The organism is Pedobacter gandavensis (assembly GCF_014172405.1).
GTDB lineage: Bacteria > Bacteroidota > Bacteroidia > Sphingobacteriales > Sphingobacteriaceae > Pedobacter > Pedobacter gandavensis.
In genome coordinates, this window is sequence record NZ_WNXC01000001.1 from 947,640 (window position 1) to 969,420 (window position 21,781).

The window sequence follows — 21,781 nt, forward strand, 5'->3', positions numbered from 1 at the left end:
GTTGACCAAATGAAACCATTACGATAGCCAATTGTTTTTACTAAAATCTAGATTCGCTCCGAATTGTTTACTTAAATCCACAATCTTATGAAAACGATTAAAATGATTTCAATGTCTTTGCTTTTGGGATTATTTCTGACCCTAAGTGCAAATGTGCGTGCACAAGACCCCATTAAAGTGGCTCCAAATGCATATAAAAAAGTAATCCTGGAAAATGATAAGGTACGTGTAATGCAGGTTGAAATAGCGCCTATGGATTCTGTGCCTTGGCATAGCCATCCAGATCATATAGTTTATGCCTTAACAGATGGAAAGCTGGAGATTACCGACAAAGGAAAAGCACCAGTTGTTGCGGAATTTAAAGCAGGAGATGCGATGTATATGGTGGCCACAACACACATGGCTAAAAACATGGGCGATGCTACTGTTAAACTGATTGTAACAGAACTAAAAACCATCAAAACTAAGAATTGATGTTACCCGCTTTTTAAAGTACAAGAAAGTCTTATTTGTTAAGGCTTTCTTTACCTGGAACATACCATCCATGGCTTGTAAGAACGATGTAAACAACCGTCAAGGTATCATAATTATGATACAATCCTATGAATTAAGTTATTTTTATAATGAATTAAAACGAGCGAGCTTTGCCCCGTACAATTCAAAAAAGATCTGAAACATCAAATCATTGATGTTCTGATCGCTATAAAAATATCAAAATGGAATACACAAAATCAGGCTTAGCTGGTAGAGCCATAAAGACTAAAAACTTATTAAAAACAGCTACAATAGCGGGATTATTATTAACAAATGGAATCCAGTTGCAGGCCCAAACCCAAAACACGAACACACCTATGGATTGGTTTCCATCCGCTTATGGTGCAAAAGACGAAATCGGTACGGCCAATTTACTAAGTCCAGAATTAGTTCTGCAAGCAGTGAAACTTGTGAAAACAGGAAAAACATATCCTCTGGCGGTTCCTGTAGATAAAAACTTACCAGCATTTCGCCACCGCAGTTTCAATCTATACAACATTCAGCCAGGAGAGCAAGCCGGAAAAACTATGGGTCCCAATAAGTTCAGCTTCAATGACGAACTTGTAAATGGATGGACAGGTGTAGGTACGCAGCTAAATGGTATCGGACATATCGGTATCGACAATGTTTATTACAATGGTAACAAAGCGACCGACTTTGTAACTGTTGAGGGCGTAAATAAGTTGGGCATAGAAAAAGTACCTCCTATAGTTACCCGTGGTCTGGTATTAGACATGACCGAACATTATGGCAAACCCATCGTACCCGGTGGTACAGAGTTTACAATTGCCGATATCAAAGCAGTACTTAAGAAACAAGGCTTAGCAATTCGCAAAGGTGATGTCGTGTTGTTTAACACAGGCTGGCTGGAACTCATCGGAAAAGACAACAAACAGTTCCTGGAAACAGAACCAGGGATTGGCATGGAAGCTGCAAAATGGCTTGCTGATCAAAGTATTGTTGCATTTGGAGGAGACACTTGGGCTTCCGAGGTATATCCAAATCCTAAAAGTGACGAGGAATTCCCTATCAATCAGTACATGCTTGCTAAACGCGGGATATATAATTTAGAATTGATAGACAGTCGGGCCTTAGTGCAAGACAAGGTTTGGGAATTCCTTTTCGTCCTCGGTCAACCGCTATATAAAGGCTCTACACAAGTCAACATTAATCCAGTGGCCATCCATTAATTCTCTAACATAAAGAAAATCCCATTATTATTCAGCGCTATGCTGTTATTTACGAATTCAGACGCGCAAGAAAAAACAATGCCGGAACAACCTTTAAATGCTAATGTACTTCAATTAGATCTCTCAAAATAAGAAATCTAATACCATTAATATAAGCCTCCTAAGAAACCTGTTTCATGGGAGGCTTTGTAACCTCTCATAACCCCTTAATATCGCTCTTATCTCAGCCTAATCTCTTTCTTTTTTCTTTGTAATAAAGAATAAAGGAACATGACAAGACATAGAAAGCGTATTACTCTGGCAGTTATTTTAAGCATTTCATTTTCAGCAAATGCACAACAAACCAAGCCAGACAGTTTAAAAAATCTGAGCTTAGACGAGATCTCCATCTTCTCCAAGTATTTTAAGCGATACAAATCTTCCCAATTGTCTGAAATGTTGCGCTTACCAACACCCCTACTGAAATTACCTCAAAATATTCAGATCCTAAGTGCTGAAATCCTCAGAGATCAAGGTGTTTACAATCTAAATGAAAGCGTGACCCGCAATGTTAGCGGAACACTGCGCGAAGAGCTCCACAATGGAATATCACCGGATATTTATTCCCGTGGAGGATACATTAGTCCACAGCGAAATGGTGTAGATCTACGTCCACTAGGCAAGGGCCCTTTAGCTGACGATGTCTCTATCATTGAAAGTGTAGAGTTTCTAAAAGGCCCAAGTAATTTTATGCATGCGATGAGTGACCCTTCCGGTTCTTACAACATCGTCACAAAAAAGCCAACCGGACAAACTAAAAAGACAGCGGATTTGCTATTCGGTAGCTTTAATATGCTTCGTGCTGCCATAGATCTGGATGGCCAGTTAGACAAGGGCAATAAGCTTCAATACAGGCTTAATGTCATGGGAATGGGCGCCAATGGTTTTTTAAAGCACGATAAGAGCAGTAAATTTCTCTTTGCTCCTGCTTTAAAGTACAAGTTTAACGACAATACCTCTTTAACAGGGGAATACATTTTTCAACACCTGAATTACAAAATGCTAAGTGAAGCACAGGTCTCTCCATATGGCTATGGCACGCTGCCAGGAGATTTTACGCTGACAGATCCTGCTACCAGACCTTTCATCGGAAAAGACCACAATGCCTTCCTTACTTTCCAGCACAAGTTTAAGAAAGACTGGCAGGTAACCGCTAAAGTTTCCTATGTGAACAGTGCTTATGATGGTACGTTATTCTGGGTAAATGGCGTTAATCCTACAGATAAGGATATTTTGGATAGAAATCTGGTTTACGATTCCAACAAATACACCGTTTTTTCTACGCAAGCTTACCTGAATGGTGCCTTCAAGACCGGAAATATCGGTCACCATTTTATTGCAGGAATTGATGTAAATAGAAAATCATCGCGAAGCTGGGATACCTGGGGAACTGCAAGCACCATTTACCCACTCAGCATTTCCAACCCGATCTATTCCGAAGTGATCCTAAACAATGGCATTGGGGGTAGTTTTGAATCAGAGAACAATGCCTTTACTTCGGCCAACAAAATCCACAGAACACTCAATTACACTTCGCTTTATGCCATGGATGAGGTATCGCTGTTAGATGAAAAACTACGCGTATCCATGGGTTTACGTTTAACGGCATCTGATGGCCTGACAAACGATTATGGACAAGAAAGTCAATCCAAAGACTGGGCACTTACCCCACGATTGGGGATAAACTATTCCCTGAACAACAACTCTTCCCTGTACTTTTTGTACGATCAGACCTTTCTTCCACAAGCCGGAACCTCCGTTGAAGGGAAAACACTAAAGCCCTTAAAAGGAACCAGCTATGAAGTTGGAATGAAGAAAGATTGGGCAAATGGCGGTTGGAATACCACCTTATCGCTCTATAATATCTATAGAAACAGATTGATCACGCCAGATCCAACCTCAAACTTATTGTATCAAACCGGAGAAAGCCAGTCGAGGGGAATAGAATTCGATTTAAAAGGCAGAATCGCCAAGGGTACAAATGTAATTTTCAATTATGCCTTTACAGATTCAAAAATTATCAAAGATGATTTATACCCTGCAAATATCGGTATGGCTACACCTAATCGGGTGAAACATATCCAAAATACATGGATCAACTACTTGTTACCTATAGAAAAAGTGGAAGGGTTTACCGTTTCCCTTGGCTACCAGTTATTGATGGGAAGAACGGAGCGCATCCCAACTACTACCCCTGATAAATTGGATGATATCTTCAGACTTGATGCTGGCTTAGGTTGGAGCAACGCAAAATACAACATCAACTTCCTGGTTAACAATGTCCTGAATTCAAAAATCTACTCCACAGCCTGGAGAAATAAAACCGGAGATATGTACTACTGGGTACAACAGGCACCTATCAATGCCAGACTCTCCTTTCGTGTGAATCTTTAAATAAAATGACAATGAACAAAATTATCGCAATATTAGGCATCGCAGGGACGATGCTCCTCTTCGGCTGTGCAAATGGCACCAAGGAGAATCCTGAAAAAAAGAAATCGATTAGGGTAATGGATGCTGTAGGACATACCATTGAGCTCGACAAGCCCGTGGAGAGAATCGTAGTGCTGTATGAGCCTGCCTTAGATGCGCTTTACATGTTAAATGCAGAAAAAAGCATCGTAGGTATTTTTAACAACATCTACACCAGTGACGAGCTATTCCCTTTTTACGCTAAACTAGATGATCGGATTCAGCAAAAAAAACTAGCCGTTCCCGGTAGTAATGGCGATGGCAATATCGAGAGTATCATGATGCTCAATCCTGATCTGGTGATCCTGCAATCTGCCCAACAAGAACTCGCGCAAGCTTTAAGATCTGTTGGTGTAAAGGTGTATACCACTAAAGTAGAACAGTATCAGGAGGTATTTCAAACGATGAATGACCTGGCGATCTTAACAGGGACCAAGGAAAGAGCCGAGGAATTAGTTTCCTATGTGAAAGCTGAATTAGCCCGTATGAAAGACAGGTCTGCTACCATTCAGACTAAGAAAAAGGCTTATTTCTCCTGGGCACATGGCCGCATCTTTGCCACTGCAGGGCGAAATAGCATGATGAACTTCTGCCTTGAAGCAGCTGGTGTAGAAAACGCATGTACGTTTGAATTAGATCAACCCAATATCAATCCGGAGACTTTGGTTGGTTGGAATCCAGACATCATCATTATGTGGAATGACAGTCCTGAGGAATTTTACAAGAGAACAGAACTGGGGGAAGTAGCAGCGATTAAAAACAAGCAAATCTATAACCTGTTGCCGATGTTCTTCTACAACCCACATACGCTAAAGTCGCTGAGTGCAGCCGTCAGCATTCACAATTGGGCCTATCCAAATCCGGATGTTGATGTGAAGCAGCAAGTAGAAAAAATCATCCTAAAGCTATACGGAGAGAAGGCCAAAGCAATTATTCCACTCATTTAAATACATAAAACCCGCTTGATTTAAATCAAGCGGGTTGCTTTTTTCCGGGACTTACTCTTTTTTCCCCACCAGATGATAAATCCGGTTATCGGCAGCGAAGCACAAATCAGACTGACGATAAAAAACAGGATTTTAGTCGGTAATTCTCCGATCGTACCCACGTGAATGCCATAATTTACCCTTCGGATCAGATCTGCAACATTTTCATCCAGCAGCTTCTTATTGGAAGCTGGTAATACTTTCAAAGTATGTTGATCCAGATAGAGGTCGCGCCAGGTTCCACTAAACATATCGGTACAGACATAAATCGCTTCTGAGGCTTTTTCCGGGAAGCTCACAATGATATCTTTGGGATTGTGTTCCGCGAGTTCATGAATGCCCTTAGACCAAGCCTTATCCACCTGCACGAGCATTTTAGTCTGAGGATTCTGGAGCGTATCAGAAAGTGCTTCAACTCTAGGCTTATCTGTGCCTCCGGTCACCCAGAACACCCCTTTATTGAACCATTGGAAGCTCATCATCAAACCTGTAAAGGCCAACAGCATGGCAATAATCATGGAATAGAAGCCCAGTACATTGTGTAAATCATAGTTTAGGCGTTTAAACTTAGCCTTCCATTTGATTTTAAAACTCTGATCCCGACTTCTCTTATTCCATCTTTTTGGCCACCATAAGATGAGGCCACTAATCAGCAAGAAGAAAAAGATGAAGGTACCCCAACCTACAATTTGCTCCCCGATGGATTTGGGCAACCAAAGGTAAAAATGACCTTCTTCCACGATATGAAAGAAGTCTTCATGGTCTACCATGGCCACTATTTTGGCGGTATAGGGATCTACAAAAATGGTAGAATCCGAGTTTACGGTTACATGGGCGGTATGCGCTTCTCCATGATACCAGACGGAGGCTACTTTCTTATCAGGCAAAGCAGTAGACACCGCTTCATAAAGTTTTGATGGAGGTAATAAAGGTCTGCCTTCTGAGGCTGCATGCAACCATGGTGAAGAAATGCTTCTGATTTCCTGTTCAAAAACAAGGATACAACCGGTGATGCCCAGAATCACAACTACGATCCCGGAAGCAATTCCGAACCATAGGTGAATCCAGGCATTTATCTTTTTAAAAGTCATTTAAGGTCTGTAGAATGGTGTGTTATTTCAGTTTCTCAATGCGTAAGATATAGTCGATACCGCCTATAAACTCCACTCCTTTTGTCAATTGATCTGTTGCAGGGTTGTATTGCCAGATGTAATCTCTGTCGGCAGCATTTACAGCGATAAAGGCCTTCCCATCTTCTACAATGACTGCATTGACCATCCGCTCCCCTTTATCCGCAGGAAGGTCTAGTTTCTTAATCATCGTGCCGGATTTAACGTCAATTAGTCGGTAATAATGATCGGCATCAATACTTTCGCCATTCAGTCTGGAACGGACAATGGCCTTTCCGCTTCCGATGTACCACATGGCTGGTGCTTTTTCCTGATCCGCAGATGCAGAATAATTGAAGAAATAGCCCGGGTCGATCTCTGTGGACCCGCTTTTAATGCGGAACATGGCAGATGGAGCTTGGTAATCATAACCAGATACCGGGTCACTGATGAAATACAAGTCGTTATTTTCATCTACAAAGGAAGATGGTGCATAGACATTTAGACTGCCCAATCCAGTGGTACGGTGCTCTTCCAGGCTTTTTTCCACAGCCATCGTATGGTAATCAATTACGGCGACATATGATTTCGGATAAACCGGCATGTTCGGAAACAAACTCCAGTCGCTCGAAGCAAATCCATATCCAAGAAACAGCTTACTGTCTCTGTATTGCGCAAATCCGAAACTATATTGTTGAAATCCCTTAGGGATGGCGTTAAGGTTCAGTTTACCCGTTTTAACCGTCATCACATCCACTTTAACCACTGCGTAACGCGCCTCACCATTCCCTTCTCCAAAAATAACCAGGGTATTGTTATCGGCCCAGGCATAAGAACTCCAGCTGAGGTAAGCGAAAGGAATCTCTTTATCAATGATTAAAGCACCGTTCTCGACATGGTATTTACCGAAACGTCCGCTGGTAGAATTCATATGGTAATAGAAGCCGTCCCTTTGAACCACATCCTGCGCGTAAACCTTACCGGTCATCTCTGCTCCGTTTCCCTTCAGACTGATTGTTCCACTAGTTAAGGAAGGAATGCTGGAAATATAATAGGCTGTATTTGGCCAGCTACCCACACAAAGAACTGCCGCATATTTGGTGCCTTGTTCTACATTTCCGATGTTTCTCTTTTCGCATCCAATGATGCTGAGCATCAACATGACGAACAGAAATAGCTTTGTCGAATATTTAAATAATGTATTCATATACATGGTGGTAATATTTTGATAATCTGATTTTTAATATAATTACTACTGAATAAAGTATCTGAATTTCACAGAGAAAGATCTGCCCGGTTTTTGAAGTTTGAAATTATCATATGCCAGGTGATCCGTTAAGTTTCTACATTCTGCGGAGATGTTATATTTTCCTTTTTGCAGGGAGTAACTCAGGGAAGCATTGTGAATAAACTGGGTTGGGATATCGGATTTTCCGTTTGGATTTCCTTTACTTTCCCAGGTCAGGTAGAACCAGTTTACGTATTGTGTGAACCAGTTGAATTGTAATCGGGTATCCTTTCCTAATAAGTTATCTTGTCCGATGGTAAAGTCTGCATTACCAAATAACCAAGGTTGATTGGGGATTTTGTTCAGGTACGTTCCTTCTACATTATAGGATTCAGTCTGCCCGTTTTTGGTCGTATTTACCGCACTTTGATAAGTCAGGTTCAGTGATAATGACAACAATTGAGCATAGCTGTATCTGGCTTCCGATTCAAAACCGGTGATGCGTACACTGCTTTGGTTTTCATTTTTCAGCAACTTGGAACGTACATCAGGCACAGGAAAGATGAAATCTTTGGCATTGCGGTAAAAACCAGAAGCCTCAAAGAAGAAAGCACTTTTATTGATCTGGAAACTGTAATAGGCACCCAGGTTTAGATTGTGACTACTTTCCGGTTTCAAATCTGGATTTCCCTGCAGGTTTAATCCATCGCCAAATAGCTCTTCTGCTTCCTGAAGCCTATAGCTATGCTCATAAGAAGCTTTTACACCTAGCCCTTCTGTGATTTTATACCTGGAAGCGATCCCATAACCGAAGTTGGAGAAAGTGGTATCTTGTTTAACATATCGGCCGTTGATGTATTTTGCCCGCGCTAAGCCAAGGTGGTAGTATTTACCAAAAATGGTATTTGATAATTTATTGTCCAGCAAGTTTTGTTGATACGCAAATCCGATAATTTGCTTGTTTACGGTACCTGGTAAGCTATCACGTCCCACTTGAAGCTGATTGTAGTTCTCATTTTTCAAATGATCAATGGTGTAATTCAGATTTAAGGAATGTTGATTATTGATCACATAACTCAGGTTCCCCATGGCATAGGTCCGCGGCCTAACAATGTTGTTAATGGTTTTGATACTGTTCCCCATTTCTGTGTAACCTTTATCATAATAACTACCATCCCAATTGTAATTGCGAAATACAGTATCGGTAGTTTTATAGGTATCTTTTGATCGTGCTGCAAAAGCGCTTAGGGTCAGTCCTTCTGTGAACAGGTTGTTCTTTTTATAGCGTAAAGTGGCACTTTTAGCGAAATTGGTACGTCTAACTTTACCGTAAACGGTGTTTTGATCAAAACCGGTTTGTAAGTCCTGGTGACCTTCATTGTAGCCTCCGCCAATAAACAGCACATCTGCCCAGCTTTTATTGGTTAACCCAACTTCCACTTGTCCGAGGGCAGAAAGGTAATTGTCGTGGAAACGCTTGGCGTCACCTTTCACATATTCAGCTCCATCTACATCGGTAATGTGATTTCCTACTCTGGTTCCTCCTACTACAAGATCCACGTTTTTCATCTTGTAATTGTTCTCCGAAGAATTAAAGAAACCACTTCCTTTAATGATCAGACCGGTTTTCTGCTCTACAAACTGGCCAGTTAAAGAAGACCTGTTGGTTTGAAATGAACCGTAGCTATGGCTCAGATCCAGGTAATTACTTGCTTTCTGATTGGTAATCACATTTACTGCACCCCCCATCGCATCAGCGCCCAATTGTACGGGCACTACCCCTTTATAGACCTCTAAACGCTCTGCCATATTTACCGGGATATTGTTCAGGGACATTGCGCTGCCCATCACATCCATCGGAATGCCATCGATAAAAAATTTCACTTGTTTTCCTGATAAACCATTGATCGAGAACTTAAAATCAGAGCCCAATCCGCCTTGTTCGCGAATCCTGACCCCGGTACTTCTGTTTAAGATCTGGTTCAAATCGGCAGTTGTATTCGCATATTTCTTCGTTTCGATTGCATTTACTGAAAATCCAGATTCTTTTACCTGCTGGGTTTTCGTTTTTCCGCTGATGTTTACGTCATGAAGTTGTTGCTGGTCCTTTTTTAAAGAAAAATTAAGGATCAGCTGCTGATTCGCTTTCAGCACGACCTGTTTACTGTCCTTTTCGAAGCCTATATAAGAAATGCTGACCGTATAAGTCCCTGCTGAGAGGTTTTTCAATTGATAGTTCCCCTGATGGTCTGAAACTACGCCTTGTTTAGTGCCTTTCAAAAAAATGGAAGCCCCGATAATCAGTTCGTTGCCATCTTTTACATTTCCTGAAATGCTCGAAGTATTTTGTTGTGAAAAAGCACCAATTGAAAAAGTGCTGAAGAGAATGAGTAGTAGAGTTTTTCCGTAGGTCATTATTTTTATATTGTGCATTTATACCTGTTAGTAGCATAACCACAATATTCCCGAAGGTGACTGAGAAAAAAATATAGAGAATTATCTAAGCTTGTCGATTCTAAGGATGAAATCTGTATTTCCAGCAAGCTGCATCCCCTTCGTTAAGGCAGCAGTTTTAAGGTCGTACTTCCAAATGTAATTCCCTTCTGATGATGAGTTTACCGAGATGTAAGCGATGTTATCCTTTAAGAGTACACATTCCCTTCTTGTCCCTTTATCTAAAGGAAGTGCTAGTTTCTGAAGCACTTGATTATTTTTCACATCGACCAGGTAAAACTCGAAATGAGGAGTGCTGTAATGATCTCCAAGACCTTTGAACAAGTCTTTTCGCTCTGCTCTAACGATTGCTTTGTCAGCTCCGACAGACCACATTCCATAGGCATGATTTCCGATTGCGGATGATAAATTGAAAAAATAATGAGGATCAGCTACTGTGGAATTCTTGTTGATTCTCATGATCGCGGTAGACAATTCCGGGCGATTACCCAAAGCAATCCCTGGGCAATCCATGAAATAGAAATCTCCCTGCGCATCCTGAAAAGCGGAAGTTTGCACGGTATTTACTCCTCCTGGATAGGTAGAACGCGTATCCTTGACTGTCTTTACCGCTGTCATTTCCGGATAGTTCAGTGTTGTAATGTAGGTGGTATCGCTGGTTGTATAATTAGATACGCCGATTTGCTGATGGTAAGTGTATCCCAGCAATAGCTGAGCACCCTGTCTTTTGACAAAGCCAACCGACATGTTATCGAATCGTCCGGTAGGTACCGGGATTTCCATATTTCCTGCGCGAATTGGCTTCATCGCATTGGTTTGAATCATGGTATACCTGACTTGCTTAAAATCCGGATTCGCTAAACCGGTAAGCAATAAAGTATCTCCTCCCAGCCATTGGTAGTTTTCAATTGAAAACTGTGCTAAAGGCATAGATTGAATTTCCTGAAGTTGATGTTCTTTGATTGCGTATTTGATCAATGACGTCTTTTTCCTGTTGAGGTAGTAATAGTAGCCGTTTTTCACCATCACACTGCGATCCATCTCTCTGGTATTCAACTCAGCACCATCGCGATCAGGTGTTAAGCGGCCTGAATCCAGCTGATTGGTCTCCAGGAGGTATTCCTTCCCGTCTTTTCCCAGGATATAAATGCTGTATTTATGCTGTCCTTCCTCCCCTGATATTAAAGACTTTTCCCTACATCCAAAAAGACCAGACAGTGCTATCAATAGAAAAAACAGGGAACGCTTAGATCTTGAATTCATTGATAATTTGCTTTTGAAGTACCGGAGGAAGATCCATCAGGTTTTTTTCGCTAACAATAATCTGCTCAGTTCCTTCTTTGCCTTTGAGTATGATATAAGTTTGATCTTTTTTGAAAGTGACCTTTTTAGGGCTACCTTCAAAACTAAGCGTGATGTCTTTTTTAGGAGAGAAAAGTATGCTTCCAGCCAGATTGACCACCCCAGTGAGGTTGTCAATTTTAGCAGAAGTGTTGGTGCCCACCGAAAGGGCATAATCGCTTACTTCCAGGTGATGAACTTTTATGGCAGAAGTGTTGTTCACCGATACCAATGCAGGCTCATTTTGTGCACTGTTTTTCTGCAATTGCACCATACCTAATCCCGATAGTCCGATCACCAGGGTAGCCGCTACCGCTCCCATCCAAAAGTTTAGCCTAGGTTTTTCTGTAGCTGGTATTTTTATCGATACCGTTTTAGCCTCTTGGGCCGTAGAAAGCTCTTCTGATGGAAGAAAATCCTCGATTCCTTTCCAGATATCCGCTTTATGTGCTGCTTTAGACTCGCCCAATGGCAACTGAAGCCCTTCATCCGTATGGTTGGAAAATAACCAGGCCTCCACAGCATCACGTTCTTCTGTGCTGCATGCATTTCGGTGGTATTTTTCTATGAGGTCTTTGTTGATGTTCATTTCGGTGTTTAAAGCCTGCTTAAATGGATTACAAACTTATATAAAATATAAGTAGCATAACAACGGACTTTCCGTAATAGCAAAGTTATATTTATTCAGAATAATTGGCAAGGCGGGTTCTTAGGGCAGCTAAGCTTTTGGTAATGTGGTATTCTACGGCGCGTTCAGAGATCAATAAGGCAACCGCAATTTCTTTGTTACTCATGCCTTGCTCCCGACTCATCCGATAGACTTTTTTACACTGACAAGGTAGCGTATCGACCAGCAGATTGACACTTTCCTTGAGGTTATTGTAATTAATATGTTCTTCTGTACAATTGGAAGAGTGGCTACAATCCTGGTATTTAAGACAGATGTGCTTCTCACGGCTCACTTTATTACGGATGTATTCGAAAGTTTTAAACTTAGCAGATCGGATGAGGTAGTTACTTACATGCTCTAATTCCAGCTCTGCTCTCCTTTCCCATAGTGACTTGAAAATATCCTGAACCATTTCTTTTGCCGATTCAATGTCTCTGATATTGTTGTAACATACCGCATAAACCTTGTCCCAGTACATATTGTAGATGGTTTCAAAAGTTTGTCGGTTGATACGTGTGGTCGTATCAGTGGCGGTTATGTTTGTTTTTTCTGGCAAAATTGGAGTTGACTACTTGCGGCAAATATATGTTATTTAGATTAATTACAAACAATGAGTACTAAATATTTAAACAAAACAGGCCGATCCTGGTTAAAGGATCGGCCTGTGAATGATTTTAGATCTATGCTAGCTATTAGTTGTAATAGCTGCTGTTTAGATTTGTATTTGCCTTTTCTGCTGCTTCAATTGGTGTATAGTCGGAAAGTATGATGGGAGCACCTTTCTTAACGCATACATTGTGTTCGAAGTGAACTGCTGGTAAACCATCTTCTGTAGAGATCGTCCAACCATCTTCTTCAGTAAAGATATGGCGACTACCCATAGTGATCATCGGCTCAATTGCCAATACCATGTTTTCAGTTAGTTTTTTACCACTTCCTTTTCTACCGTAATTTGGAACCTGAGGATCTTCATGCATCTCTCTACCTACCCCATGTCCAACCATTTCACGCACTACGCCGTAACCATGTTTGCCGTTGGTATATTGTTCTATCGCATAACCGATGTCGCCGGTACGGTTGCCCACTACTGCCTGCTCGATTCCGATATAAAGTGATTCTTTGGTAATTCTAACCAGATCCAATACTTTCTGATCTACCTCACCCATGATAAAGGTGTAAGCATGATCGCCATGGAAACCATTTTTCGCAACAACAGTATCAATTGATACTACATCACCTTCTTTTATAATATATTCACTCGGGAAACCATGAACAACCTGTTCATTTATAGAAATACACAGGGTGTAAGGAAAACCGTGATAACCTTTACAAGATGGAATCGCCCCATTGTCCCTGATAAACTGCTCCGCCATTACATCAAGTGATAGTGTGGTGATTCCTGGTTTAAGAATCTTTGCCACTTCTGTAATTGTAGCACTTACTAGTAAACAACTTTCACGTTGAATCTCAACTTCTTCATCCGTCTTATACATACTCATTTTGTTATTTTGTACTGAATAACCTTTCGCCTATTCAGAAGATTTGTTTTTTATGTTTAGAAATACAAAGATATGGGAAGTATGATATTTCTAGGAAAATAATATACATATCCGTGTAATTTCATGAAAAATGAGATAAAGTACTTACCATCAAATGATTTACTCAAAAACCTTGTTTTAGGGCTGTAAACAAGGTTTTCTTAGGAAATTGAAATTATTTAAAGGGAGCTAAAATAATTGGAAAATTATTTAACTCAGCTACAGCGCATTAACAGAGAAAACCATCTTTTTAATAGCACCAGGGCAGTTTTTACATAATAATTTCTATCTTTGCAATACCAAACAACGAAATAATAATTGATTCCGTAGCTCAGCTGGTAGAGCATTACACTTTTAATGTAGTGGTCCTGGGTTCGAATCCCAGCGGGATCACAAAAAGCCTTAGAGAAATCTGAGGCTTTTCTGTTATAACTCTATTTTCAGTGCGATAAACAGGGTTTTTCAATTTTAGAGCTAACCTACATTTATTCTTTTGATGTTCTAGGCCGTTACTCTATTGAATGCTGTTTTGGTTTTATCATAGTAATTTTGGGCCTTTCTTAATCCAATTCTTTCGCCAGTTTTCTTTGTTCAATATATTTACCCCAAAGCATTTTTGTCGAGGGATCTTCCCAAGGCCATTTTACACCTTCTCTACTCTTGTATGGAATAACGTTTAAGGCCACCCTTGAGTCATTGTCTGATAAAAATCTGGAAACAGCTCTTACTTCTTTGGATGTCACAGGTTCTCCTTTGAGTTTATTACCAAAAAAGGAAAGAGGAACTTTTACTTCTTTACCAACTACCTTTGAAGAGTCCAAATCATCTAGAGTAAAATGAATCCTCTTTGTAGTTGAATTCGGAGCTAAAGTAAGACCATTTTTACATGCTCGTACACATCCTCTATATGTTCGAGCCTGAATAATTAATTCTTGGGTTGGATTTTTCAAATCTATGGCAGGGTCTTGCGATTCGAGGCCTTTGAAAAGTTTGTCATTTGACCATTTAAAGACTTCAACAATATATGGGCTTGATTTTTCTAGGTGTAGCAAGGTAAATTCTAAATTTTTTAATTCTCCTTGTAATTGAAATACCCCTTGAGATTGAAGGATTTTATTTGCTAAATCATTTCTTCTACCCATAAACTGATTTGCTTGTGAGATGACTGATTCCTTTGATTCTAAGTCTTTTTTCTTGTCTCCAATTTCTTTTAACAATACATCTCTTTTTTTGTCGAGATTATTATTAAAATCACTTTCATCCTTATAGTTTAATGGATCTGCAAATCCAATCAGATCATTAGCGGTATCAATTATATTATCTTCATATTTACTTTCACTCACAGGTATTACATCGTAAAATTCTGCTCTATTTTCGCTTCTACCATATATCAAATCTCCCGATTTGAATTCTTCTTCGAACTTTTTGTCTTGGTGATCATGACCGTTAGGAATAACAATAGGAAAAGTGATTCCCCTTGTCTTATAGAGTGCAATAATTAGATCGGCTTTAACCTCTTCAGATAAATCTTTTTCATCAAGTAGTTTTGACAGCTCTTCTTCGGTTAGTTTATCTGTATCAACAGTATTTCCGTTAATTTTAATTTCCTTTAGCTGAACTATTTTATTGTCAATTGCAGAAACTGATTTTGATGTACCACCTTCTGTCGATTTCAGAGGAAATGCATGCAATCTGTTGTTAGCCAACTCTTGTAATTTTCTTTGTGCAATAGCTTCAGGTCGATTATCCACAAACTGAAAAGTAGGTTTACTAGCACCATTATGGGGTGTCAAATTGTTGGCAACCGCATGACTTTTGTTTACGTTGTTTTTGTCGGCGTAACTGTTCATTAGTATTGTCTTTCTAAAATTACCTTTATCAATTATGCAAAATAAAGATAATGAACCTTCTCCAGTCCAACACTATGTATCTATTTTAAATACAAGCAATTGCCATCCTATAAACCTTATCCTAACTGAAGGACATTCTTTGAATAATTTCTTTGAACTTGATACTTTAAAGTCTTATCTTTTCAGTGAATCCGAAAGTAAAGGTAAAGCGATATTGTAGACCTATTTGACGGATAACATAGCACCAGAATATCATATTTAATGATTACAAAATTCAACCTAAGTTTATCTCAATAACCAACCAGACCTACAATGAACACAATTAACGAAATCTTGGAAACCATCCGCCCGAACAGAAGCGCTTTATTTGGTTTTTTCAGTATGATGCCAAAAGGCGGAGACCTTCACCACCACTATTCCGGATCGATTTATACAGAAAGTTATATCGATTATGTTTTCCAAAAAGACTTTTTCATTAATGAAGTAACGCTGGAACTAGCCAAAGATATTTCCACCTTACCAGCAGAGATTCAAAAAGAATGGAAAAAAATCAGCCAGGTTATCAACAAAGAAAAGCTCAAGTTAAGTCTTTTACGTGCTTGGTCTATTAAAGATTTTGTGAAAGGAAGCCAGTCTGGTGACGAACATTTTTTTGCCACATTCACCCAGTTTAACCTTCCCAGTAAGGAAGATTATATTAATGGCTTAAATGAGCTTAAGCGACGTGCGCTGAATCAGAAAATTTCTTACCTCGAAACCATATTCATCACACTAAGCACAAAAGACATACAACTGCCAAACGAAACAGAACTCGACAAACAGTTCCTGGACATTCAAAAAACAAAAGACACTGGCGCCCTAAACCTAGAACTCGAAAAAATCTTTAAGGAATATCTACAGCCAGTTACGACCGCCGCAAATGAACATACTAGGAAGGTTGAAAAGCTCCATGCAGACAGTCAAGTAGAGACCAACGGTTTTGTACTTCGTTTCCAGAACTATGTAGCCAGGTATAAGCAGCCTATAGATGTTTTTATTGAACTATTTGCCTGTTTTCACTCCAGTGATAACTCAAACCTGATTTCAGGTGTCAATATTGTCGCAGCTGAAAATGGAGAGACTTCCATGAGAGATTATTGGCTGCATACAATGTTCTTCAAATTTTTGGAAGGTAAATACCCCAAAGTAAGATATGCAGTCCATGCTGGGGAATTGGTTGGTGGAATGGTACAACCGGAAAACTTGGGTACCCACATCAGGCAGACTCTAATCCTTGATAATCTTACCCGTATTGGTCATGCAGTCGATATCATCTATGATAATGATTTCATTAACACCATTCGAAAGCTACAGGCGAAAAAAACAGTGATTGAAATCAACTTGTCGAGCAACGAATTTATCCTTGGTGTTGCCAATGATTTACACCCGGTGGAAATCTATTATAGAAACCATATTCCAATCGTAATTTGCACTGATGATGAGGGAGTACTTCGTACAAGTATTACCGAGCAATACGTTCTGCTTGCCCACCGGTACAAACTTAGTTATGATGAAATCAAAGAAGTTGTCACCAACTCCATTACTTATTCCAATCTCGAAGATGGGAAAATAAAGACCCAGCTACTGGAAAAACTGGATTCTGATTTTAAAGAATTTGAAAAAAACATTTTGGAGTTCTATCAGCCTATCGTCTTGGAAAAGGATAATTTTACAGCGCTTAAATTTATGAGTCTGAGCTAATCAGCAACTTCACATGATCTAAAATCAAAACAGAGAAAAAGGCCGTTAATCGAAAGACAAACGGCTTTTGTACTTTTAAAAGAATGTTATAAAAAGCAAGCCAACACCACCCTGCAAATAATTGAAAAACAACACTTTGCAATTACTCGTACTTATCTTTGTAACTATTCGAACTTGTTTTTTGAAACAAATGCGTACGACTATTTTTATTCGGTCGCACAGCGCCAGTTTCTTCCCCATGTTTGTATCGAAATGATTTTTAACATAAAATTCGATACCATGAAACGCACACTGTATTTACTAATTCTTCTACTAACAATTTCAGGCTGCCAAATCCGTAACAAAGTTTCCTCGAAAAAAAGAGACTATAGTTTTCTAACGGACAGCTTACATATTGATCAACAATTAGAAAAATACAAGCTCCCGGGATTTAGCCTTGTTGTTTTTGAAAATTATAAGATTGTTTATTCCAAACAATTCGGACTGAAGTCGATGGATTCTCCAGAAAAGATAGATGAAAACACCGCTTTTTCTACAGCTTCTATCGCCAAGCCAATCACGGCACTTCTTTGTTTTATCTTGGAAGAAAAAGGCTTAATCGATCTAAATGAGCCAATTGATAAGTCTTTAAAAAGATGGCACCTGCCAAAGAGCAAGTTTACGGAAAGTAATAGTCCAACCTGGAGACAATTCTTAAATCATACTGCTGGAACCACGCAGGAAGGTTTTGAAGATTATTATGAAGGCGACAAACTCCCTACTTTAGAAGAAAGTCTTTTGGGAAAAATACCGAGATATGACAAAGAAATCGATTTTCTATTCGAGCCAGGAACCAGTTGGCAATACAGTGGCGGCGGTTACACGATCATCCAAATGGCTTTGGAAGACACTTTCAACAAACCAATCGCAGCCCTCGCAAAACAATACATATTTTCTCCACTTGGCTTAAAATACACTACGATGATCCAGCCCAATGAAAAAGGATTTTTGACCAATGTAGCTTTGGTTCACGACAAAGATGGAAAAGTAATCAAAACCGGCCTGCCAATCACACCTCAAGTTGGCCCATCCGGACTGTGGTCAACACCCACAGAATTAGCTGAGATCGCAATAGAAATTCAAAATGCTTTGCGCAATAAAAACAACAAAGTAATTTCTCACCATGTGGCAAAAAACATGACGGATGTATCGGCTTTAAAAAAGGCTGTAGGCGGATGGAGCTACGGTTGGCAAAAATCCTTTGCTTACAATAATTATGACTGGTTTGCCTGCAACGGTTCCAACACTGGAGTTGGTGGTAATGTGATGGGGACAATGAAAGATGGAAACGGCTTTGCTTATCTTGCCAATGGAGAAAAGCCCAATCGTTTTCCTGTAATGGGACAAACACAAAACACAATCCTTTCCTTAATGAATTGGAATGGACAGTTCCATAATGAAGGAGTTCAGGAAATACCAACTAGTTTAAAACAAAAACTCATCGAAACCTACAACGATTTCCTTTACGAACAAGGAGCAGAAACTAAAATAGTGGAAAGAAACAACCGCCTTTTTGTAGAATCTGCAATATTGGATCATTTTAGAAGTAAAAACGACAATGAGTTGGTATATCTGAAAAACGGATTTTTTAAAATCATGGATTATCCCAACTTATTAAAGTTCGAATTCAGCAATGGAAAGGTAAGTACTGTCATCTTGACAAGAGATCACCTGAAAACTGAAATTCAAATTGATAACAAAGGAAAATAACGAACAAAGTTCGAATCCCAACGGATCACAGAGCGGCTTAGAGAAATCTAAGCCGCTCTGTGATTTACACCTTTAGTTCTATATTCCACCATCCCGTTTTTCAATATCATGAACTGTTCGGCTATACTTGTCGAATATCATTTCAAAAGGTTCATAATTGCTGGCTGGCTTCCATTTTTCTATTACGGTATGCGTATTTCCTTTCATAAACGTTTTGGAATCTATTAAAGCCCCTTTCCTACTGTCTTTAAATTCAAAATCAACTTTTGATCGTAAATACTTTTCAACCAGATCTGGTAGCGCTTTAAAGCCTATAGCATCACTTTTTATTCTTATTTTAAAGTTTTTCTGCTTGAAGGGAAATAACCTATTTAGCCTCCATGGGTTTTCCTTTTGAGTACATATTGGTAATTCATTTACAAAAATGATATACTCAGCGTAATCCTCATTTCTGGAGTCTGAATAAATAATGGTATCAATGCTATTCCATTTGATGAAACAAGAACAGTCAAATAAAGCCCTTTCAAAATTAATTCCATCTGAGTTAAAAATCAATTGGTTTCCATTAGGTGCTACATCACTACGAGGACTGAAACCAAAGAAGTACCCATAGGTCAATAGTAGCGGAATGATGATAAAAGCTCCAATGACGATCCAGCCATAAAATGGAATGATTTCAATTTTATGAACTGCGAAATAAAGTAACGCACATCCTATTAGAAAGAAAATGATAAGCGGAATAGCAAGGATTATAACGGGATTTCTTTCAATTATTCTCTTCATAAAAATTCAATCTAGTGTACTAGATGCAGCAATCTACAAAACTAAAGCAACCTACAGAAAATGTGGTTGCTTCAATTATTGAAAAATCGAGATCTAGATGATGGATTGATGATAAGGCTGCAATATAGGTTTCAGACAATGAGAGAAAAATTATTTCAAAATTTAAAATGAAATTAAAAAGGATCAACAAAAAACCACACATAAAGTCAAATAAAATCAATTGAAACAGTATAGTACTACTAAAAATCATTACGTTTGCTATTACAATCAACACGAAAATATTATTCTTCATTTACAAAATGGACAGCTCCAAAGCGCAACAGAATTACTTGCAAAAAATAATTTAGTAGACATTGATGCACTTGTTAATTGGCTAAAATCTAACGATAAATAAAACACCAATTTCGATACAATGGACATCAATCCTATTGTTCCAACAATCTAATAAAAACCATCAAACATAAACTACAACAAGCTATAATGAAAAAAATCCTATTACTTTCCCTAATATTCTCTTTTGTATTCTCAAATTTTTGTGATGCACAAAATCCAATCCAAAGCGAGCAAATAGACACCGAGTTTTTCATACCTATTGAAAAGTCAAACCTATATACAAGAGTTGTTGGTAATCCTGACAAACCTATAATTATAACACTTCACGGTGGACCAGGTGCTTTTAACGTAGACCACGAATTTTATAGAGACGTTTTTGAAAAAGATTATTTGATGGTCTATTTTGACCAAAGAGGATGTGGTAAATCTGAGGAATGGAAAGATAAAACGATGCTCACAACCACGCAATTTGTGAAAGATTTAGACCATGTGGTAGATTATGTGAAAAATAAGTATCCAAACAAAAAGATAAACCTTTTAGGTTCTTCTTGGGGTGGAATGTACGGTTTTTTGTATTTGATAAAACATCAAGAAAAAATCAATTCTTTTATTAGCAATTCAGGTACTGCAAATATCCAACACAATACGCTTGCTTTAATCAAACACGAAAAACAATTAGCGAATACACTCCTCAAGAAAACCAATGATTCTACCAAAATAAACAGATATAATGAAATTCTGAAAAAGTTGGACACCATAGAAAAAAGTGGGTTTAAAGAAACTTTCTTTGTTGATATGAATACGATTAGATATGAATTTCCAAAAGAACTGGGATTTGATGTTTATTGGGCTCAACCTAAAAAGAAAGCAAAAATTGATGCGTTGCTGAAAGACCCAGGTTTCTATACCAGAAATAAATATACACCAGAGCTTTTAGAAAAAGTTATGTCAAGATTTGAATACGTCAATGAAGCTTTTCACGGTCAGGAAGCCTACAATAACCTTAATATATTAAACGAACTTGCCATTGTTAAAACTCCTGTCTTAGTGATTCAAGGAGAATTTGACTATGCCATTGGCGTAGAATCGGGCAAAATGATTTATAAAGCACTGAAAAATATTCCTAAGAAAGATAAACAACTGGTTTATATCAAAAATGCTTCTCACAACGTACCAGCCGAAGCTCCTGAAGAATTATATCAGTCATTAACTGCTTTTTTTAAGAAACATAATTAAACAAAATTTAAAATCAAAATGCAAAGAAGGCCATTAATCGCATGATTAATGGCCTTTTAAATCATCTATTTTACCCCTTACCTCCCATTTGTTTGAATAAAATAACAAAGGGTAGCGCATGCACATAGTCAAGCTTTTCATAGAATTTCATCGATGGCATATACTTATGGGTCATTAGCGTGATGGTGCTTAAACCATTTTCAAGGGCGTACTGTTCTGCATAGTTCATTAAAGCTTTTCCGTAGCCCTTACCTTGAGAATTAGGGACGATAAATAACTCATCAATATAAAGTTGTCGCCCTGTCCACCAGGTCTTCGTATGCGCAAACATAGCACCTGAAAAAACATCATTATCATATAAAATAAAGCCTTTAAATTGGGCTGAAGAATAGTACTCAGCTAAATAATTTAAAGCATCTTTAAGATCCCATTGATAGTTCCATGGGGCCTGATTGTAGGTTTGCACAAATATTTGCGCACAATTTTCAATATCGTTTTCGGTTACTGGTTGAATGGTCATGGCCTCAGA

The 21,781-nt window shown here is 38.8% G+C and carries 17 protein-coding genes and 1 tRNA gene; 8 read left to right on the forward strand and 10 right to left on the reverse strand.

Annotated elements, in window-relative coordinates:
• Positions 1 to 87 precede the first annotated feature (87 nt).
• The 4 genes from GM920_RS03720 to GM920_RS03735 all read left to right on the forward strand — a co-directional run bounded on the left by GM920_RS03720 (position 88) and on the right by GM920_RS03735 (position 5,182).
• Positions 88 to 474: a cupin domain-containing protein gene (locus GM920_RS03720; RefSeq protein WP_182953527.1), complete on the forward strand. Its 387-nt coding sequence runs from the start codon at positions 88 to 90 to the stop codon at positions 472 to 474.
• A gap of 242 nt (positions 475 to 716) precedes the next feature.
• Positions 717 to 1,724, forward strand: coding sequence for a cyclase family protein (locus tag GM920_RS03725; RefSeq protein ID WP_182953529.1), 1,008 nt, complete (start codon positions 717 to 719; stop codon positions 1,722 to 1,724).
• Positions 1,725 to 1,994: 270 nt separating this feature from the next.
• Complete coding sequence (locus GM920_RS03730; protein WP_182953531.1) at positions 1,995 to 4,157, forward strand: TonB-dependent siderophore receptor; 2,163 nt, start codon at positions 1,995 to 1,997, stop codon at positions 4,155 to 4,157.
• 11 nt (positions 4,158 to 4,168) lie between these two features.
• Positions 4,169 to 5,182: an ABC transporter substrate-binding protein gene (locus tag GM920_RS03735; RefSeq protein WP_182953532.1), complete on the forward strand. Its 1,014-nt coding sequence runs from the start codon at positions 4,169 to 4,171 to the stop codon at positions 5,180 to 5,182.
• A gap of 20 nt (positions 5,183 to 5,202) precedes the next feature.
• Here GM920_RS03735 and GM920_RS03740 read toward each other — a convergent pair whose 3' ends face one another.
• From GM920_RS03740 to map, 7 genes are all read right to left on the reverse strand, one after another.
• On the reverse strand, positions 5,203 to 6,312 hold the full coding sequence (locus GM920_RS03740) for a PepSY-associated TM helix domain-containing protein (protein ID WP_182953534.1): 1,110 nt from the start codon (positions 6,310 to 6,312) through the stop codon (positions 5,203 to 5,205).
• A 22-nt stretch (positions 6,313 to 6,334) separates the two neighbouring features.
• Complete coding sequence (locus GM920_RS03745; RefSeq protein WP_235964421.1) at positions 6,335 to 7,537, reverse strand: DUF4374 domain-containing protein; 1,203 nt, start codon at positions 7,535 to 7,537, stop codon at positions 6,335 to 6,337.
• Between the two features lie 45 nt (positions 7,538 to 7,582).
• Complete coding sequence (locus tag GM920_RS03750; RefSeq protein WP_182953538.1) at positions 7,583 to 9,973, reverse strand: TonB-dependent receptor; 2,391 nt, start codon at positions 9,971 to 9,973, stop codon at positions 7,583 to 7,585.
• A gap of 81 nt (positions 9,974 to 10,054) precedes the next feature.
• Positions 10,055 to 11,275, reverse strand: a complete 1,221-nt coding sequence (locus tag GM920_RS03755) for a hypothetical protein (RefSeq protein ID WP_182953540.1) — start codon at positions 11,273 to 11,275, stop codon at positions 10,055 to 10,057.
• Positions 11,259 to 11,942, reverse strand: coding sequence for a hypothetical protein (locus GM920_RS03760; RefSeq protein WP_182953542.1), 684 nt, complete (start codon positions 11,940 to 11,942; stop codon positions 11,259 to 11,261). The genes GM920_RS03755 and GM920_RS03760 overlap by 17 nt, the downstream gene beginning before the upstream one ends.
• 91 nt (positions 11,943 to 12,033) lie before the next feature.
• Positions 12,034 to 12,579, reverse strand: a complete 546-nt coding sequence (locus GM920_RS03765) for an RNA polymerase sigma-70 factor (RefSeq protein WP_235964422.1) — start codon at positions 12,577 to 12,579, stop codon at positions 12,034 to 12,036.
• 136 nt (positions 12,580 to 12,715) lie between these two features.
• A complete protein-coding gene (gene map / locus GM920_RS03770; protein WP_182953544.1) occupies positions 12,716 to 13,522 on the reverse strand; it encodes a type I methionyl aminopeptidase in 807 nt (268 codons plus the stop codon).
• Positions 13,523 to 13,881: 359 nt separating this feature from the next.
• Between map and GM920_RS03775 the strand changes: the two genes are divergently transcribed.
• Positions 13,882 to 13,954: transfer RNA gene (locus GM920_RS03775), tRNA-Lys, on the forward strand.
• 167 nt (positions 13,955 to 14,121) lie between these two features.
• On the opposite strand, the gene GM920_RS03780 is transcribed toward GM920_RS03775, so the two are convergent.
• On the reverse strand, positions 14,122 to 15,411 hold the full coding sequence (locus tag GM920_RS03780) for a hypothetical protein (protein ID WP_182953545.1): 1,290 nt from the start codon (positions 15,409 to 15,411) through the stop codon (positions 14,122 to 14,124).
• A gap of 312 nt (positions 15,412 to 15,723) precedes the next feature.
• Here GM920_RS03780 and GM920_RS03785 point away from each other — a divergent pair, with 312 nt between their 5' ends.
• Positions 15,724 to 17,151 carry an amidohydrolase family protein gene (locus GM920_RS03785; RefSeq protein ID WP_182953547.1) on the forward strand — a complete coding sequence of 476 codons (1,428 nt, stop codon included), beginning with the start codon at positions 15,724 to 15,726 and terminating at the stop codon, positions 17,149 to 17,151.
• Positions 17,152 to 17,430: 279 nt separating this feature from the next.
• Complete coding sequence (locus GM920_RS03790) at positions 17,431 to 18,900, forward strand: serine hydrolase domain-containing protein (RefSeq protein ID WP_182953549.1); 1,470 nt, start codon at positions 17,431 to 17,433, stop codon at positions 18,898 to 18,900.
• A 78-nt stretch (positions 18,901 to 18,978) separates the two neighbouring features.
• Here the strand turns inward: GM920_RS03790 and GM920_RS03795 are convergent, their stop codons facing one another.
• On the reverse strand, positions 18,979 to 19,683 hold the full coding sequence (locus GM920_RS03795) for a hypothetical protein (RefSeq protein ID WP_182953551.1): 705 nt from the start codon (positions 19,681 to 19,683) through the stop codon (positions 18,979 to 18,981).
• Between the two features lie 480 nt (positions 19,684 to 20,163).
• Here GM920_RS03795 and GM920_RS03800 point away from each other — a divergent pair, with 480 nt between their 5' ends.
• Entirely contained in the window at positions 20,164 to 21,252 is a 1,089-nt protein-coding gene (locus GM920_RS03800) for an alpha/beta fold hydrolase (protein ID WP_182953553.1), read from the forward strand.
• Between the two features lie 70 nt (positions 21,253 to 21,322).
• Here GM920_RS03800 and GM920_RS03805 read toward each other — a convergent pair whose 3' ends face one another.
• On the reverse strand, positions 21,323 to 21,772 hold the full coding sequence (locus GM920_RS03805; protein WP_182953555.1) for a GNAT family N-acetyltransferase: 450 nt from the start codon (positions 21,770 to 21,772) through the stop codon (positions 21,323 to 21,325).
• Positions 21,773 to 21,781: the final 9 nt, after the last annotated feature.

Excerpts from the sequence above, each read along its gene's own strand:
- GM920_RS03720 (WP_182953527.1), top strand. The coding sequence starts at position 88 with ATGAAAACGATTAAAATGATTTCAATGTCTTTGCTTTTGGGATTATTT.
- GM920_RS03725 (WP_182953529.1), top strand. The coding sequence starts at position 717 with ATGGAATACACAAAATCAGGCTTAGCTGGTAGAGCCATAAAGACTAAA.
- GM920_RS03730 (WP_182953531.1), top strand. The coding sequence starts at position 1,995 with ATGACAAGACATAGAAAGCGTATTACTCTGGCAGTTATTTTAAGCATT.
- GM920_RS03735 (WP_182953532.1), top strand. The coding sequence starts at position 4,169 with ATGAACAAAATTATCGCAATATTAGGCATCGCAGGGACGATGCTCCTC.
- GM920_RS03740 (WP_182953534.1), bottom strand. The coding sequence starts at position 6,312 with ATGACTTTTAAAAAGATAAATGCCTGGATTCACCTATGGTTCGGAATT.
- GM920_RS03745 (WP_235964421.1), bottom strand. The coding sequence starts at position 7,537 with ATGAATACATTATTTAAATATTCGACAAAGCTATTTCTGTTCGTCATG.
- GM920_RS03750 (WP_182953538.1), bottom strand. The coding sequence starts at position 9,973 with ATGACCTACGGAAAAACTCTACTACTCATTCTCTTCAGCACTTTTTCA.
- GM920_RS03755 (WP_182953540.1), bottom strand. The coding sequence starts at position 11,275 with ATGAATTCAAGATCTAAGCGTTCCCTGTTTTTTCTATTGATAGCACTG.
- GM920_RS03760 (WP_182953542.1), bottom strand. The coding sequence starts at position 11,942 with ATGAACATCAACAAAGACCTCATAGAAAAATACCACCGAAATGCATGC.
- map (WP_182953544.1), bottom strand. The coding sequence starts at position 13,522 with ATGAGTATGTATAAGACGGATGAAGAAGTTGAGATTCAACGTGAAAGT.
- GM920_RS03780 (WP_182953545.1), bottom strand. The coding sequence starts at position 15,411 with ATGAACAGTTACGCCGACAAAAACAACGTAAACAAAAGTCATGCGGTT.
- GM920_RS03785 (WP_182953547.1), top strand. The coding sequence starts at position 15,724 with ATGAACACAATTAACGAAATCTTGGAAACCATCCGCCCGAACAGAAGC.
- GM920_RS03790 (WP_182953549.1), top strand. The coding sequence starts at position 17,431 with ATGAAACGCACACTGTATTTACTAATTCTTCTACTAACAATTTCAGGC.
- GM920_RS03795 (WP_182953551.1), bottom strand. The coding sequence starts at position 19,683 with ATGAAGAGAATAATTGAAAGAAATCCCGTTATAATCCTTGCTATTCCG.
- GM920_RS03800 (WP_182953553.1), top strand. The coding sequence starts at position 20,164 with ATGAAAAAAATCCTATTACTTTCCCTAATATTCTCTTTTGTATTCTCA.
- GM920_RS03805 (WP_182953555.1), bottom strand. The coding sequence starts at position 21,772 with ATGACCATTCAACCAGTAACCGAAAACGATATTGAAAATTGTGCGCAA.